Consider the following 14,478-nt stretch of genomic DNA (forward strand, 5'->3'; position numbering starts at 1 on the left):
AACCCTTTGCTTGACAAATTAGCCGAAGTAACGCTTCAGCAGGCCCTCGAAAGCCTTGCCGTGACGGGCCTCGTCGCGGGCCATCTCGTGGACGGTGTCGTGGATGGCGTCCAGGTTGTGCTGCTTGGCCAGCTTAGCCAGATCAGTCTTGCCCTGGGTAGCGCCGTTCTCGGCGTCCACACGCATCTCCAGGTTCTTCTTGGTGGAGTCGGTCAGGACCTCGCCCAGCAGCTCGGCGAACTTGGCAGCGTGCTCAGCCTCCTCGTAGGCGGCCTTCTCCCAGTACAGGCCGATCTCGGGATAACCCTCACGGTGAGCCACACGAGCCATAGCCAGGTACATACCGACCTCAGAGCACTCGCCCTGGAAGTTCTCGCGCAGGCCCTGGATGATCTCCTCGGGAGCGCCCTTGGCCACGCCTACCACATGCTCAGAAGCCCAGGTCTTGTCGCCGCCCTGGAGCACGAACTTCTCCTTGGGAGCCTTGCAGATGGGGCAGAAATCAGGGGCGGAATCCCCCTCGTGAACATAACCGCAAACAGAGCAGACCCACTTTTTCATGTGTTTTTCCTCCTAATTTTACTTAAATTTTCATGTATCTAGGGTTAGCGGAAGTGCTAATCAGTAATGATTATCATTTCTGATATTAAGATAGCACAACTTAACTTTTTCGTCAAGCCCTTTTTTAAAATTGGGAAAAGTTTTTCCCGTCTTACCTCTTATTCCGGCGGCCATACTTCCGGTGTCCCAGCACCAGGATCGAAATGCCTACCCCTGCCAGGATGGCTCCCATCACAATCTGCCCAAAGACAGGGATAGAGAGAGCGAACGTCATGTAGCTCGTATCAATACCACCAACAGTCATCTTCTGTCCCTCCTTATCCCATGGGTACCTGTGTCATCTGTAAAAAGCTCATCATGGTAATCAGGCCCATGATCCCCCGCACCAGCATCCAGATCCCCAGTGCCAGGGGAATGATCCCCAACAGATACCAGCGGGGCGGATTGCTTTTAGGAGCGCCCCCCTCCGCAGGCTGAGGGTCCGGCGCTTCTCCCAGCAGAAGCTCGTCGGTGGTAATTCCAAATACCCTGGCCAGAACCACTATTTTATCCAGCTCCGGCTGGGCGGCGTCCACCTCCCATTTGCTGACTGCCTGCCGGGATACCCCCAGTTGTTCCGCCAGCGCCTCCTGAGACAGGCCCGCCCGTTTTCGGTGTGTTTGAATCCGTTCTCCCAATGTCATTTTGGTTCGCCTTCCTTTCTTCCGGCCCTTCCGGATGAGTCCAGCCTATCAGACCAGGCGGTTTCTTACCATCAAGTTTGGCTGGAATTTCCGCAACCGCTGGTTGCGAATGAATAAAAGAAGGAAGTCTAGTAATTGCAATGCTTACACGGATGTTTTTAGCCTCTATATGGGCTGTTTTCCCCTTATGTTTTCCCTTACGAGCTGAAAACCGCCTTGATGAAGCCCTCCATGCGGGCAGCGCTGTCCTGCTTCATACGCTCCGTAAAGTGACCGTATCTGTCCAGAGTAAAGCCCGCGCTGGAATGGCCCAAGTTGCCTTGAATTGTCTTGATATCGTCACCCGCTCGAATCGCATTGACGGCGTATGTATGTCGGAGGTCGTGGAATCTCACACTATCCAGACCGGCGGCCTTAATGGCGGCGGAAAACCACCCTTCCACAGTCTGCTGGAGCAGCGGCCCACCAATCTGATCTGTAAACGCTAGGTTGTGGGGATTATCCCACAAAGGGCCGGCCTTGATCTGCATTTCGGCTTGCCGCCGCCGCTGCTCTTTCAGGTTTTTCAAAACAAAGGGGGCAGGGGTGATCGTCCGGCTTTTGCCGTTCTTAGGGGAGATAAACAGGCCGCTTTCCGCCCGGTGCTCGGGCCGAGTCAGCTGCTTACAGATTAGAATCGTCCCTTTCTGGAAGTCCACGCAATCCCAGGTCAGACCCAGCAGCTCGGAAAGGCGGCAGCCAGTAAACAGGGCGACAGATATCAGCAGCTCCAGGCGGCCACCCTTGACAGCTAGAAGGAGTGCGGCGGCCTGCTCATCATCCAGCGGGCAAATTTCCTTTTGTTCCATTCTGGGGAGCTGACAATCAGACGCCGGGTTCCTGGGTATATAGTCCAGCTTCACGGCCTTTTGCAACGCCTGATGAAGTACCTTATAGGCCAGCCGGACGGAGGCCGGGGAGAGCTCCAGGCCGTTGATAAACCTCTGTACCATATGAGGCCGCAGCTCAGAAAGCCCCACCGCGCCCAGGGCCGGCTTGATATGCAGACGGACATTATTCTTGTACACCTGAACGGTAGCGGGCTTCACACCTCCTAGGTATTCCGCAGTCCATGTGTCCAGCCACACTCCAACGGTCATTTTTGTGGGTGTGGTATAGGTGCCCTGGTCAACAGCCAGAGTGGCTGCTTTGAGGCGCTGGGCTACCTCTTTCTGTGTTTTCCCGGTTATGCTCCGCTGGATCTGCTTGCCGGTGCCGGGGTCACGGCCAACGGTGAAGCGGGCCTCCCAATAGGTATATTCCTTTCCCGAGCGGGTCACAGTTTTCTTGCGTATGGTGCCAGCGCCCGACGCTGCCTTTCTGCTCATACGGCTCTCCTTTCCACTTGCCACTTGCGCCCGCTCGTCCTTCTATGGTACAATATGGGCGCGGTTTTGATTCTTGTGAGGGGTCATAATCGCTCTTGCCGCCTCTGGTGTTCCAGCACCAGGGGCGGCTTTTTTCATGTCTGTCATTCTTTACTGCCTGTGGGATCGATGGCGGGATCTTTGGACTGAGGCTTACTGGAAGTGATGATCTTTTTACATTCTTCAAGAATGGGAACTACCATCTTTATAAACGCGTCCCTATCTTCTGGATTCTTACTGTCCAGCTCGGTATTGATATACGTTGATATAGATTCGAGGGTATCATCTAAACGCTGCTGTGCGGCGCCAAGATGATTAAATGCATCATCACCGGCGAGACCTGTTTCTTTGATCAGGGGCTCAGAAGATGTATCAGCACTTCTCCCCATAAGACTGTTAAGCTCGTTGACGCACTTATCAATAATACTGGCTGACCGCTCAATAGCATTGGTATATGCGTTTATTTCAGAAGTAATTAAATCAAGGCGATTACTATCTTCATCTGAAAGAAGTTCTACATAAGAAACTCCAAGTGCGAAAGCAATACGGTTCAAAGTGTCAATCTTTGGTTTCCGTATATCGCGCTCAAATTGTCCTATATTTTGATAGGAAACACCAAGCTTTTTTGCAAGTTCTGCCTGCGTCATACCGGCTTTTAATCTTGCTGACTTTATTTTTTGTCCGGTGGTCATTAAAATCACCCCACAAATATAATAACATTTGAAAGAGCAAAACACAAGGAAAACCTTTTGTTTTAACAAATTGACAAAAGTTTTTCCTTGTGTTATAGTTATGGACACAAGGAAATGATTGTGAGGTGTAGACATGAGAATTGATCGAATAAAATTTGCGACCGCTCTTGCCAAGAAGGATATTAACATACTTCGCTTAGCGAAATTATCAGGAGTATCCAGGGTAACAATAAGCGGCGTAAAACACGGAAAATCGTGTGCCAGAACGACAGCGGAGAAGCTGGCCGCCGTTCTGGGGCAGGAGATTCTGGAAGAGGAGGCGTAAGTCATGGAAAAACTGGCGTATTCGGTGCCGGAGGCAGCGGAAGTGCTGGGCGTGGGCGTGCAGGCCGTCTATAACCTGGCCCACGTTGCCGGATTCCCGGCGGTGCGGGTGGGCAATCGAATCCTGATCCCCTGCGAGAGCCTGGCCCGGTGGCTGGAGGCTCAGGTGGAAGCACAGCCATGAGGCGGGCCGCCCTGGAGCGCATGGTTGCCGGCTAGCCCTGGTAGGCGCGGCGTACCTGTGTGTGGGCCTGGCAAATTGCCAAGCGATTGTGAATTTCAAAAAAGGAGGCTTTTCCATGTACTTCAAAGTATGCCCGAATTGTGGGGCGCATCTGGATCCGGGTGAACGCTGCGACTGTGAGGACGCAAAAGAGCCTGTCCGGCGTTGTGAGCACCGGGCAGGCCATTTCAGGAACAGCACTATGCGGAGCTCCCGAACCAGCTAGAGCACGCACCAGCTTCCGGTGGGAAGTTTGACACTGTAAAGGGAATCCGGCGATAATGGGGATTTTAAGCCCATCCAGAGAGCCCCCCATACCAGCTGGAAGTTGAAGAGAGGAGTTATCGCACATGACCACTAATAAAACCCGGACGGAGCTTTCCTGCCTGACCGAGCGGGCAGATGCCAAGCAACTGTCCCTTGTGCTCGGCATTGTACGTTCTATCGTGGGAAAGGTGGCACAAGTATGACCTGTCTGGAGAAAATGCGCCGCTATATTGAGCTCACCGGGGTTACATACAGCGATTCCACCCCGTATCAAATGAACATTGCAGAAATGATGGATCTCCGCGCTCTGGCGGAACAGGCTCCTATGGACGCCTTGTGCCTTGCTTTTGAGTATGGGCGGGCAAAGGGCGTGAGAGCAACCAAGAACAGAGCCACAAAATAGGAGAAACGAGAAATCTGCGGGGGTATGGAAGATCGCCGTACCCCCGCAGACGTTTAAACAGAGGACAGAATGAGCATGGACCAATACCTGACATACACGGCAGAGGATTACCGCAACACGGTAAAAGCACTAAAGATTATGCAAAATATCCCCTTTGACAACCAGCGCAGCAGAGAAGCGCAGGAACGGGAACGGGCCATACTGGCAGCAGCATTGGAGGCGGCCAGATATGCGGCCCTGCGGATGGAAAACCCGCCTCTGACCAGGGAACATCTGAAGCGGATGCACGGACGGGCAGTATACCTGGAACACCCCGAATATTCCGCCGGATCAGCCGGAATTGTGGACGGGCACGATGAAAGCATCGTGATTCTTGGCCCTGAAGGAATAGAGCGGGGTGCGTGGTTTTGGGGGATTCCCGGCAGATATTACCGTTTCCCTGTTGACGGCGTGGACTTATCTTTCTTCAAGTAAGTATGCCAGAGCCAGGACACCGGTACACCAGAGAAAGGGGCAGCATATGGCAAAGCGGAAAAAGACCATAGTGGCCGGCGACCTGATAAAGACCGTGATTTATACAGCTCCGGAGCCCAGGGACGGCCCCCGGGTACGGGCGGCCAAGTCCCGTATGACCAGCGCCGCACAGAAGGCCATGAACGATAAAACCGCGCGGGGGAAGTTGGAAATGCAGATTGCGGCCGCCTTCAAGCGGAGTGATCTTTTCCTTACCTTGACCTATCGCCCAAAAGATCTTCCGGCCAATCGAAAAGGAGCGGTAATCAATGTGCGCAAATTCCTGCGGAACATGAGGGAATACAGGAAATCCGTAGGGATTCCATTTAAATATATTTACGTCACGGAGGAAAAGCACGGAGACGGTAAATTACACCATCATATCATCATGAATGCCACCGAGCGGGACATTGAGACAATCCGCAGCCTGTGGCCTTATGGGGATGTCATTGATATTGAATACCTTGGGTGCCGGGAATATGTGACCTGGGCAGAGTACATGACAAAAGAGGGTGTAGAAGGCCGCCAGGTCGGGGCGCAGCTGTGGACTTCAAGCAAAAATCTGGAAAAACCGAAGGTTACATACAGCTATGTGGACAACGATGAGACACTGACCGCGCCCATCGGTGCGCATGTGCTGGAGAAGGAGGAAAAGGTTACAGAGTTCGGGAGCTACTGCTACATCAAATATTATATTCCACCTAAATACTGGGGAGAGGAACGCCCGCAAAAAAGCGAGCCGTGGCCTCTTATGTCTTGTTTATAATAAGATATAACTTTAGAACAGGGCATGTAGAATCGGTGGTTTGGGCATTGATTTGCCGCTACACCATGCGCTATGCTAGAGGCGTAAACAGGATAAGATTTGCTAAGACCCTTGCGCGGAGGTGCGCGGGCGCGGTTCATCTGAGGCCAGGTGCAGAAATCCAGGAAACGCCTTAGCAAGGCAGCCTACAGGCATCTAGCCAGTGGCAGATGTCTGGCAATATTCTGGCCGTATTGCGCCCCTGTCGGCCCAGTATTCCCGGAGTGAGCCAAGGGAATGGGAACCCGCTCGTTGGTGGAGGGTGGTGGCCTTCCCCTTCAGTGGGGTAGCGTGGGCCTCTATCCGGCGGCAGCTGGGCGGTGATCCCCTGGTGCTGCGCATTGCCTAGGCCGCCCCGCATACCACGGGTGGCCCTCCAGCGGGCCCAGGGAGCAGACTACGGCCCACCTATGGGAGCCGGAGTCTCCACTTTGATAAAGCGAGCGGGCGGTGATCCTGGCCGCCGTTGAGCTGGCAGCCCCCGGAATCCCGCTCGTATTAAGATGCAGTCAGGCGGCGTCGCACCCTCACACTTTGGAGGGCGAAGGGGCCGCCGTGGGGCTGTTTGGACACGGGAGTTTTGAAAAGGCGGGGTGCATCTACATGACCAATGAAGAACTCGCAAGCATGATCCAGAGCGGGGAGCGTGGCAAGGTTCTGGAACTGTGGGGACAGGTACGGCGGTTTGCATGGCAGCAGGGTAAAAAGTGGGCAGCATACCACAGCCATGGCATGGAAATAGAGGACTACGCCCAGGTGGGCTTTTTAGCCATGCTGGACGCCTTGGGCAGCTGGAAAAGCGAAGAAGGGCGCTTTATCACCTGGTATGCCATGCGGTTAAAAGCGGCGTTTACCGCGTCGTCAGGACAGAGAACCCAGCGGGACAGAATGGACCCGCTGCAAACAAGTATGTCACTTGAAATGCCGCTACAGGACGGAGATGGGAAACAAATTTCCCTGGCGGATGTGATCCCGGATAAATCGGCGGAGCGGGATGTGGAGCAGGTGGTGGAGCGGGACTTTGTAGAGCGTAGGCGGGCAGCCGTGCGGCAGGCCCTGGTGGGATTGCCAGAGGACCAGCGCCGGGCGGTAATCCTACGCTATTGGGCCGGGCTGCCTGTTGATCCAAAGATACACCGCGAAGCCTTGCGGGCGCTGAGACGGCCCGCCGTGTCCCGGGGGTTACGGGAGTACCTGTGAATAACTGGTGGTGCTGCTGGCCGCGCAAGCTGCTCGGGGCGGGGTTTTGGTGGTAGGCGCCCGCTCGCCGGGTGGGAGTAGTGGGCTCCCTTTTCTGGAGTGTAGCATGGGGGCCCTGTACGGCTGCTGGGCGGTCGGCTCTCTGACAGAACAAGCGGACAGCGGTCTCCTGGCCGTGCCACATTGCCCCGGGCTGAGCTCTGGTAGGCCCTGAACATGGGTGCCAGCTTACCGGTGGAGGTTGGTGGACTTCCCCTCCTGGAGTGTAGCGTGGGGGGCCTATACGGCTGCTGCTGAGCGGTCGGCTCTCTGACAGAGCGAGCGGGCGGTGGCCTCCTGGCTGCGCAGCATTGCCCCGAGTGGACCTCTGAAGGCCAGGAGCATGGCCCCCCGCTCGCTGGTGGGGGGAATGGCCGCTGGGTGCAACCTGGGCCTCGTACGGCTGCTGAGCGGCCAGCTCTTTGACAGAACGAGCGGGCGGTGATCTAGGCCGCGCAGCGCTGCCCGTGAGGATGCTTTTGCTGGCCGTTCTGCTTTTCGGAGAAAATGCCAAGCGCTTGGGAATTTAGAATTTTCGGCAAATGCAAAATGGGGGTAGGTCTGTGAATAGAACCTTGCGAAGGAGAATTAAGGAGTTGCGGGAAAGAAAACATGTATCCAGGAGCGCCCTTTCTCAGCTATGCGGCCTTAGCCGAAACATGATAGGACTGTACGAGCGGGGAGACGCTGATCCGTCTACAAAAACTGTGTGCGTCCTGGCGGACGTATTCGGGGTATCAACGGACTATCTCCTTGGAAGAACAGACCAGTGGGAATAAAAAACAGAGCCGCCCCAGCCACAAGGCCGGAACGGCTCAATCGAAAGTGTACAGTTTAGGCCCGCCTCTCCGCTCTTGCGTGGCGTTCCCCTTTGGCCCGACCATAGGTAAACGCAAGGCACAAGGCGTCCATAGGGGCCTCTTCCACCAGGGCGCGGAGGTCCATCATTTCTGCAATGTTCATTTGATACGGGGTGGAATCGCTGTATGTAACCCCGGTAAGTTCAATATAGCGGCGCATTTTATCCACACGGGTCATACTTGCGCCCCCTTTCCAACGATAGAACGTACAATGCGGAGTACAAGGGACACTTGCCGGAGGTTGGCCCGCTCCAGCAGTGCGGAAATCTCCACCCGGGTTTCATCAATGTTCATGTATAGTCCTTCCTATTGCATTTTTGATTGGCTTCTGATAAAATCAAAGAGTAGCCGGGGGATTGCTCCCCCGGCCCGCTGTATTAGCCGTGTAAGGTGATTACAGCGCTGTGCAAGTCCATATAGGGCTTGCCGTTGGCGTACCATGTGCCGCCGAACCGCTTCAACGTGTTCATGGTGTGCCTCCTTTCTCCCGCTCCCCTGTGCCAGCAGGTGGGGCGGGCTTTTTGTCTGGGGGGCGTTGCCCTTCTGACACAATAAAGTATAATATACTTGCGTAATTATATCAATGCGCACAATATACATAATTGCGCAAGTATATTTGGTGATTTTATATATTTACGCAAGTATACAAACGAAATATAATATGTGTAATAGTACAATGAAAAGGAGGTGTATCATGACTGTATCAAAGGCACAGCAGAAGGCAACGAACAAGTGGATTGAGAAAACCTACGACCGCATAAACCTGACCGTCCCCAAAGGCCGAAAAGATGAAATTAAAGCCCATGCAGAGGCCCACAGCGAGAGTGTGAACGGCTTTATCAACAGGGCCATAGGGGAAACCATGGAGCGGGACAACGCCGCTTCTGTGGCTGCTGCTGGCGGCGGGCAGAGAGAAAAGGAAATGCACCAGACATAGCGCCCGGGGCTGACTGGGTGGAAGTTTCCCGTGGCGGGCTCCTGGCCGTCTTGGCGGTGCTGTTGGGCCATGCGGGTATCTCTCAACCTGTCCCGCTCCAGAAGGGTAGCGTGGGGACAGTGGATGCCTACCAGGGGCAAAGAAAAGGCCCCTGGCGAGGCCCGGGGCTTGACAGTATGGCAATATCGGCCTATAATGAAAATAGAAAGAGGCGTTGCCGGATACGGTCAGCCCTTAGAGTAGTTTGAAGTGATCGCCGTACTTGTCAGGGTGCCGGCGGTCATTTCTTTTTACGGCTCATAAAGAGGCCTATAATACCAACAATGAGAATACCAATCTGAATAAGGTCAGAATATGTAACCATTGGGCAGCCCTCCTTTCCGAAGATTGGAGGACAAAGAAGCTGCCCTCCATCAAGAGGGCTGACCGCTACTATCCGACAACGCCAAAGTCAGAATACCACATAATTAGATCGGGCGCAAGGGTTGGAATAATGTGCCCAGGCGGCCAGGGGCGGGGCTACAGTGCCCCTGGCCGCGCTGATCGGCGCGGCGGTCCCGTGTTTACTCCTGCTCCAAGAGCGATGCATGGACCCCCGGTGAACTGGTGGCGTCCGTTTTTTACACCAGCGAAACGAGCGGGTGGTGATCCCTGGCGAGTGTAACTTTCAGGAGTAGGCCTCTGCCTGATCTAAAGGAAAAGGGCCTTGCGTCGGCAAGACCCTTTTGTTTTCCCTTATTTTTTCCCTTAAAGCAAATTGACACGAGAAAATAGCGGCATAAAATACAAGAAAAATAGTTCTCAAATAAGTAGAGATTACATTAAAATAATGCGTATTGATGGTAGCTAAAAAGAGAGTTGCGCAACCGCTGGTTGCGGAGGCGAATCAAAGACAAAATTATCATAACACAATGGGAATGGCGTGTTCAAGAGGTTGCTTTTACAAAATTCGGAATTTATAAGAAAAGCGCCCGCCGCAGGTTCGCGGCGGGCGCTTGGATCGACCGCTTACTCAATCGCAATGGTATGGTTCTCCGGCAGCTGCTGCTGCACCACCTTGGGCAAAGTGACCTTCAGGATGCCGTCTTCAAACTTGGCCGACACATCCTTGGGCTCCACACTCTTGCCTACATAGAAGCTGCGGCTGCACTGACCAACATAGCGTTCCCGCCGCAGATAGCGGCCGTTCTTTTCCTCTTCGTCCTTATCCAGCCCCTTGGCGGCGCTGATGGTCAGATAGCCGTCCTTCAGTTCCAGCTGGACCTCATCCTTCTTGAAGCCGGGCAGATCCACGTCCAGTTCATAGGTGCTCTCGGTCTCCCGCACATCGGTCTTCATCAGGTTCTTGCCGTGCTTCCCATACAGCGGGTTGTGGGAGGGAAAGGCAGGCATCATATCAAAGGGGTCCTGGAAAAAGTCATCGAACAGATTCTCACCAAAAATGCTAGGTAACATAAGTCATACCTCCATTCATTCTCGACGGCTCGTAGCTGAGGGGAAGAACCCTCGCGGTGGCGAGCTTTTGTTACCTGTTCCCGGCCAATGGTGTGTCGGCCGGACATCTGATATGGTACATCGTCTCTGGATGGGGTTCCTTTCGGCCCCCTCTCTCAAGGACACCCTTATTATAGCACTGATATTAGCACTGTCAAGCAGAGAGTGCTAATATTCACACAATCCACAATATTTGTTTACAATTTATCTGATTTTGCCTATATAAAGAGGCCTGTACCCGCTGCGGCACAGCGGGTACAGGCCGTTTCAAGAAGCTCAAGTTTCCGTAATGGCCAGGGCGGCGGACCGGATGACTGCCACACAGGCGTCAATGCCGATCCGGCTGTTGATGCATAGGTCATATTCCCGACTCTGGCCCCAGCGTCCGGTGGCGAAGTAGTTATAATAGGAGGCTCTGGCCTTATCCTGACGGAGGACAAAGCTCTCCAGATTGTTCTCCTGCACACCGTATTCCTCCCGGGCCCGGCGGACCCGCTGATCCAAAGGCGCGTTGACAAACACCTTCAGGCAGTTGGGCTGATCCCGGAGAATGTAGTCGGCGCAGCGGCCCACAATGACACAGGATTCCCGGGCAGCCGCCTCTTTGATGACCTTGGCCTGGGCGATAAAGACCTGGTCCGGAATAGACGGGGTCTGCACGCTGGTATAGAGATCGTAGAGGAAGCTGTTGGTGGGGCGCTGATGCTCGGCGTTGCGGATAAAATGTTCCGAAAAGCCGGTCTTTTTCGCCACGTCGGTAATCAGCTGTTTGTCGTAGAACGTGATGCCCATCTCATCGGACAGCTTTTTGGCGATGAGCCGTCCGCCGGAGCCATATTCACGGCCGATGGTAATGACGATGTGTTTCATAAGGACACCTCCTATCCTGACTTTAGTATAATACAGTTGGAGGCATTCGTCAAAGCACTTTTTACCGGTGGAACTCCGGCCTGGCCGAGTAGCGGGAGGGCAGGACCTGTTCCAGGGACAGGTTGTCGATCTCCCCGTTCTCATACAGTCTGAGCAGAGCCTGGGGCTCACTGTAAACCAGTGCGCCGCCGATCCGCACGCCGTTCTCCTCTATATAGCTCTGGGCAGTACCAAAGTCCCACAGTTTGCCTTCCTGGATGGGTCCTACCAGTGCCTGGACCGCCTCGGTCCGGTCGGCCGCATAGGCCAGTACGCTTTTGAAGTGCTCCTCCGCCAATGCGCCGGTATGCATATAGGCCCTGTCTCCGAAGGAACTTCTTCCGCCCTCGGCCAGGTACTGCCAGTAATCAAACATGGGGTATTCCTCCCAGGAGGGGGATACCCGCTCACACTCCATGGCCGCATCCTCCGGAACAATCCCCAGGAACTGCGCCAAACTGCCGGTGGATGCATTCCAATCCGAGACTCGCACACCCGCCCAACGGAAGAAAATCTCACTGCTGCCGCCTGATTCATAGGAGTCCGCCAGTTTGGCAAACTGGACGCAGGTCAGATCCTCCGGGAAGTGGACCCAGGCCGCCACAAAGGCCGTCTTTGGCAGCATGGTCAGGTGCTCCACGGCCTGGGTGGTCGAATTGGAGCGTCCATCTTCTTCCGGGTTCAAGGCAGGGGCTGTGTGATCCAGCATAGACAACGTATAGTCCCCCCAGCGCCTTTGTGCCTCGCTTCTGTAGGAGCCGGGCCCCAGCTTCCGGGTTACAGGCTCAGCGGTCCCGGTCAGCCCATCCACCGCATCATAGGAAATGGTGTATCGCCCAAAACCCTCGGCCTCGGTCTGAATATTGGTGGGGGTCAGGCCCGGCATCATCAATTCATAGAGAGCGGGCAGGTCCACCTCCACATCACTGCCGTTGTCCACCGTTGTGATGGTCTGATCGACAGCCACAGAGGTTTTGTCGATTACAAAGTCTACCTGTTCTTCCCGTACCTCGTTCTGGCCCACCGTCTGGGCATTGGGCCGGTAATAGAAGGAGGACACCAGGGGGTTGACCACCAACTGCACCACCAATACCGCTGCCAGCACCACGGCCGCCGCCCACAGAGCGGTGCGGCGCAGCCTGCGGTTTACAGTCCGTTTTACCTGTCTGACCTCCGCGCTGGCGGCGGACGGGGAGCCTCCGCCTTCCTCCAGTTCCTCCAGGCCCTCTGCCAGATAGTCGGCAATGGCCTCGCTTTTCTCCAGCTCTTCCTCCACCAGGGCCCGCTCATCCTCCGTAGCGGTGCCGTTTTTGTATTTCTCCAGCAATTCCCGGAATGTCATAGTGCTCCCTCCAATCTGATTTTTAACTTTTTCCGGGCCCGGCACAGCATAGTCCGGGCCGCTCCGGGGCTGATGCCCATAGCCGTTCCCACTTCCTTCAGAGATAGCTCACCATAGTAGTATAAGGTGATGACCTCCCGGTCCAGAGGGGCCAGATCCTGAACCGCCCGGTAAACCGTCCGCCGTGTTTCCTCCCGGATCAAGTCCGCCAGCAGATCCCCGTCCCCCGCCAGCCGGTCCGGGTCAGGCGGTTCCCCGGTCAGGTGCTTCCAGCGGCGGAGCTGATCCAGCCACAGATTGCGGCACACTTTGAAGAGCCATCCCCGCCAGCCGTCTTCCGTTCCCTCCAGGGAGAGAAGCGCCCGGCAAAAGGCCTCGCTCATCAGGTCCTGGGCCTGGGCGCGCTCCTGGCAGAGGGAAAACGCATAGAGATACAGCTCCCCGGCATACCTTTGGTAGAGCTCTTCCAACCGATGGGGCTCCAATGTTCTCCCCCCTTTCAACCATATAACGCTCCAACGGGAAAAAGGTTACATTCCGTCATTCCGTTGCACGCTAAAGTGCAGATTGGTGCAATAGTTGCCAGCTTTCACGAAAATACTCGGCGGTTTTTGCAACTTCGCATTTTTCTCTTGCATTTTTTGGGATAACGCATTATAATAGCACCAACATGACGGCGCGTATCCTTCCATACCGCGTTCAATGTGACAAAATCAGGCTGGTCCGGCCACTATGGGCCGCCAGGCAAAGGGGTTTGGCAACATGGCATTTACTTTTACCAATTCGTACCTGCAGGGCATTTATGAGAACGTCTGCACCAAAAACGCACATGAGCCCGAGTTCCTTCAGGCTGTGGGCGAGGTGCTGGAGTCCCTTCAACCTGTGTTCAATCAGAAGCCCGATCTGGCCCGGGCCGGTGTCATTGAGCGCATGGTAGAACCTGAGCGCAGCCTGCTGTTCCGGATTTCCTGGGTGGATGACAAGGGCAATGTTCAGGTAAACCGGGGCTATCGGGTGCAGTTCTCTACCGCCATCGGTCCCTCCAAGGGCGGCCTGCGGTTCCATCCCTCGGTCAACCTGTCTATCATCAAATTCCTGGGCTTTGAGCAGGTGTTCAAGAACTCTCTGACCGGCCTGCCCATGGGCGGCGGCAAGGGCGGCTCCGACTTTGACCCCAAGGGCAAGAGCAACAACGAGGTCATGCGCTTCTGCCAGTCCTTCATGACCGAGCTGCAGCGCCACATCGGCCCCGATACCGACGTACCCGCTGGTGATATTGGCGTGGGCGCCCGTGAGATCGGCTATCTGTTCGGCCAGTATAAGCGCATCCGCAATGAGTTCAACGGCGTGCTCACCGGTAAGGGCCTGAGCTACGGCGGTTCCCTGGCCCGTACCGAGGCCACCGGCTACGGCCTGTGCTACTTCACCAACGAGATGCTCAAGGCCGCCGGGAAGTCCTTCCAGGGCCAGAGCGTGGTGATCTCCGGCTCGGGCAACGTGGCTATCTACGCCAACCAGAAGGCCACCCAGCTGGGCGGCAAGGTCATTGCCATGAGCGATTCCAACGGCTATATTGTGGACGAGAACGGCATCGACTACAAGGTCATCCAGGAGATCAAGGAGGTCAAGCGGGACCGCATCAAGACCTATCTGGATTATGTTCCCACCGCCAAGTACTACGAGGGCTGCCAGGGCATCTGGACCGTCCCCTGCGGTATCGCGCTTCCCTGCGCCACCCAGAATGAGCTGCCCCTGGAGGGCGCCAAGGCTCTGGTGGAGCACGGCTGCTTCGCCGTGGCCGAGGGCGCCAATATGCCCTC

18 protein-coding genes are annotated in these 14,478 nt (G+C 55.3%); 9 read left to right on the plus strand and 9 right to left on the minus strand.

What is annotated here, in order from left to right; all coding sequences use genetic code 11:
- Positions 1 to 18 precede the first annotated feature (18 nt).
- From Q0J75_RS04825 to Q0J75_RS04840, 4 genes are all read right to left on the minus strand, one after another.
- Positions 19 to 561, minus strand: a complete 543-nt coding sequence (locus Q0J75_RS04825; RefSeq protein WP_297197464.1) for an NADH peroxidase — start codon at positions 559 to 561, stop codon at positions 19 to 21.
- Positions 562 to 878: 317 nt separating this feature from the next.
- Entirely contained in the window at positions 879 to 1,244 is a 366-nt protein-coding gene (locus tag Q0J75_RS04830) for a helix-turn-helix domain-containing protein (protein WP_297197471.1), read from the minus strand.
- Between the two features lie 197 nt (positions 1,245 to 1,441).
- On the minus strand, positions 1,442 to 2,611 hold the full coding sequence (locus Q0J75_RS04835) for a tyrosine-type recombinase/integrase (RefSeq protein WP_297197474.1): 1,170 nt from the start codon (positions 2,609 to 2,611) through the stop codon (positions 1,442 to 1,444).
- 143 nt (positions 2,612 to 2,754) lie between these two features.
- Positions 2,755 to 3,342 (minus strand): helix-turn-helix domain-containing protein, encoded by a 588-nt coding sequence (locus tag Q0J75_RS04840; RefSeq protein ID WP_297197476.1) that lies wholly within the window; start codon positions 3,340 to 3,342, stop codon positions 2,755 to 2,757.
- Between the two features lie 133 nt (positions 3,343 to 3,475).
- On the opposite strand from Q0J75_RS04840, the gene Q0J75_RS04845 reads away from it, so the two are divergent.
- From Q0J75_RS04845 to Q0J75_RS13195, 7 genes are all read left to right on the plus strand, one after another.
- Positions 3,476 to 3,667, plus strand: a complete 192-nt coding sequence (locus Q0J75_RS04845) for a helix-turn-helix domain-containing protein (protein ID WP_297197479.1) — start codon at positions 3,476 to 3,478, stop codon at positions 3,665 to 3,667.
- 3 nt (positions 3,668 to 3,670) lie between these two features.
- Positions 3,671 to 3,850, plus strand: coding sequence for a helix-turn-helix domain-containing protein (locus Q0J75_RS04850; RefSeq protein WP_297197481.1), 180 nt, complete (start codon positions 3,671 to 3,673; stop codon positions 3,848 to 3,850).
- 505 nt (positions 3,851 to 4,355) lie between these two features.
- The gene (locus Q0J75_RS04855; protein WP_297197484.1) at positions 4,356 to 4,559 is read left to right on the plus strand and encodes a hypothetical protein; all 204 of its coding nucleotides are present in this window, start codon (positions 4,356 to 4,358) and stop codon (positions 4,557 to 4,559) included.
- A gap of 75 nt (positions 4,560 to 4,634) precedes the next feature.
- Positions 4,635 to 5,033 carry a hypothetical protein gene (locus Q0J75_RS04860; protein WP_297197486.1) on the plus strand — a complete coding sequence of 133 codons (399 nt, stop codon included), beginning with the start codon at positions 4,635 to 4,637 and terminating at the stop codon, positions 5,031 to 5,033.
- 46 nt (positions 5,034 to 5,079) lie between these two features.
- Complete coding sequence (locus tag Q0J75_RS04865) at positions 5,080 to 5,838, plus strand: rolling circle replication-associated protein (protein WP_297197489.1); 759 nt, start codon at positions 5,080 to 5,082, stop codon at positions 5,836 to 5,838.
- Between the two features lie 642 nt (positions 5,839 to 6,480).
- Positions 6,481 to 7,077: a sigma-70 family RNA polymerase sigma factor gene (locus Q0J75_RS04870; protein ID WP_297197493.1), complete on the plus strand. Its 597-nt coding sequence runs from the start codon at positions 6,481 to 6,483 to the stop codon at positions 7,075 to 7,077.
- Between the two features lie 581 nt (positions 7,078 to 7,658).
- Positions 7,659 to 7,895, plus strand: coding sequence for a helix-turn-helix domain-containing protein (locus Q0J75_RS13195; protein ID WP_363315706.1), 237 nt, complete (start codon positions 7,659 to 7,661; stop codon positions 7,893 to 7,895).
- Between the two features lie 55 nt (positions 7,896 to 7,950).
- Here the strand turns inward: Q0J75_RS13195 and Q0J75_RS04875 are convergent, their stop codons facing one another.
- Positions 7,951 to 8,154, minus strand: a complete 204-nt coding sequence (locus Q0J75_RS04875; RefSeq protein ID WP_297197498.1) for a hypothetical protein — start codon at positions 8,152 to 8,154, stop codon at positions 7,951 to 7,953.
- A gap of 516 nt (positions 8,155 to 8,670) precedes the next feature.
- Here Q0J75_RS04875 and Q0J75_RS04880 point away from each other — a divergent pair.
- Positions 8,671 to 8,913: a hypothetical protein gene (locus tag Q0J75_RS04880; protein ID WP_297197500.1), complete on the plus strand. Its 243-nt coding sequence runs from the start codon at positions 8,671 to 8,673 to the stop codon at positions 8,911 to 8,913.
- A 1,008-nt stretch (positions 8,914 to 9,921) separates the two neighbouring features.
- Here Q0J75_RS04880 and Q0J75_RS04885 read toward each other — a convergent pair.
- The 4 genes from Q0J75_RS04885 to Q0J75_RS04900 all read right to left on the minus strand — a co-directional run bounded on the left by Q0J75_RS04885 (position 9,922) and on the right by Q0J75_RS04900 (position 13,128).
- Positions 9,922 to 10,368 (minus strand): Hsp20/alpha crystallin family protein, encoded by a 447-nt coding sequence (locus Q0J75_RS04885; protein ID WP_297197503.1) that lies wholly within the window; start codon positions 10,366 to 10,368, stop codon positions 9,922 to 9,924.
- 315 nt (positions 10,369 to 10,683) lie between these two features.
- On the minus strand, positions 10,684 to 11,277 hold the full coding sequence (locus tag Q0J75_RS04890) for an AAA family ATPase (protein ID WP_297197506.1): 594 nt from the start codon (positions 11,275 to 11,277) through the stop codon (positions 10,684 to 10,686).
- Positions 11,278 to 11,338: 61 nt separating this feature from the next.
- Positions 11,339 to 12,658, minus strand: a complete 1,320-nt coding sequence (locus Q0J75_RS04895) for an anti sigma factor C-terminal domain-containing protein (RefSeq protein ID WP_297197509.1) — start codon at positions 12,656 to 12,658, stop codon at positions 11,339 to 11,341.
- Positions 12,655 to 13,128 carry an RNA polymerase sigma factor gene (locus tag Q0J75_RS04900; RefSeq protein WP_297197512.1) on the minus strand — a complete coding sequence of 158 codons (474 nt, stop codon included), beginning with the start codon at positions 13,126 to 13,128 and terminating at the stop codon, positions 12,655 to 12,657. Before Q0J75_RS04900 ends, Q0J75_RS04895 begins: the two co-directional genes overlap by 4 nt.
- Positions 13,129 to 13,420: 292 nt before the next feature.
- Here Q0J75_RS04900 and gdhA point away from each other — a divergent pair.
- On the plus strand, positions 13,421 to 14,478 hold a 1,058-nt coding region (gene gdhA / locus Q0J75_RS04905; protein ID WP_297197515.1), incomplete at its 3' end, for an NADP-specific glutamate dehydrogenase.

It is taken from the genome of uncultured Flavonifractor sp. (assembly GCF_944385615.1).
GTDB lineage: Bacteria > Bacillota > Clostridia > Oscillospirales > Oscillospiraceae > Flavonifractor.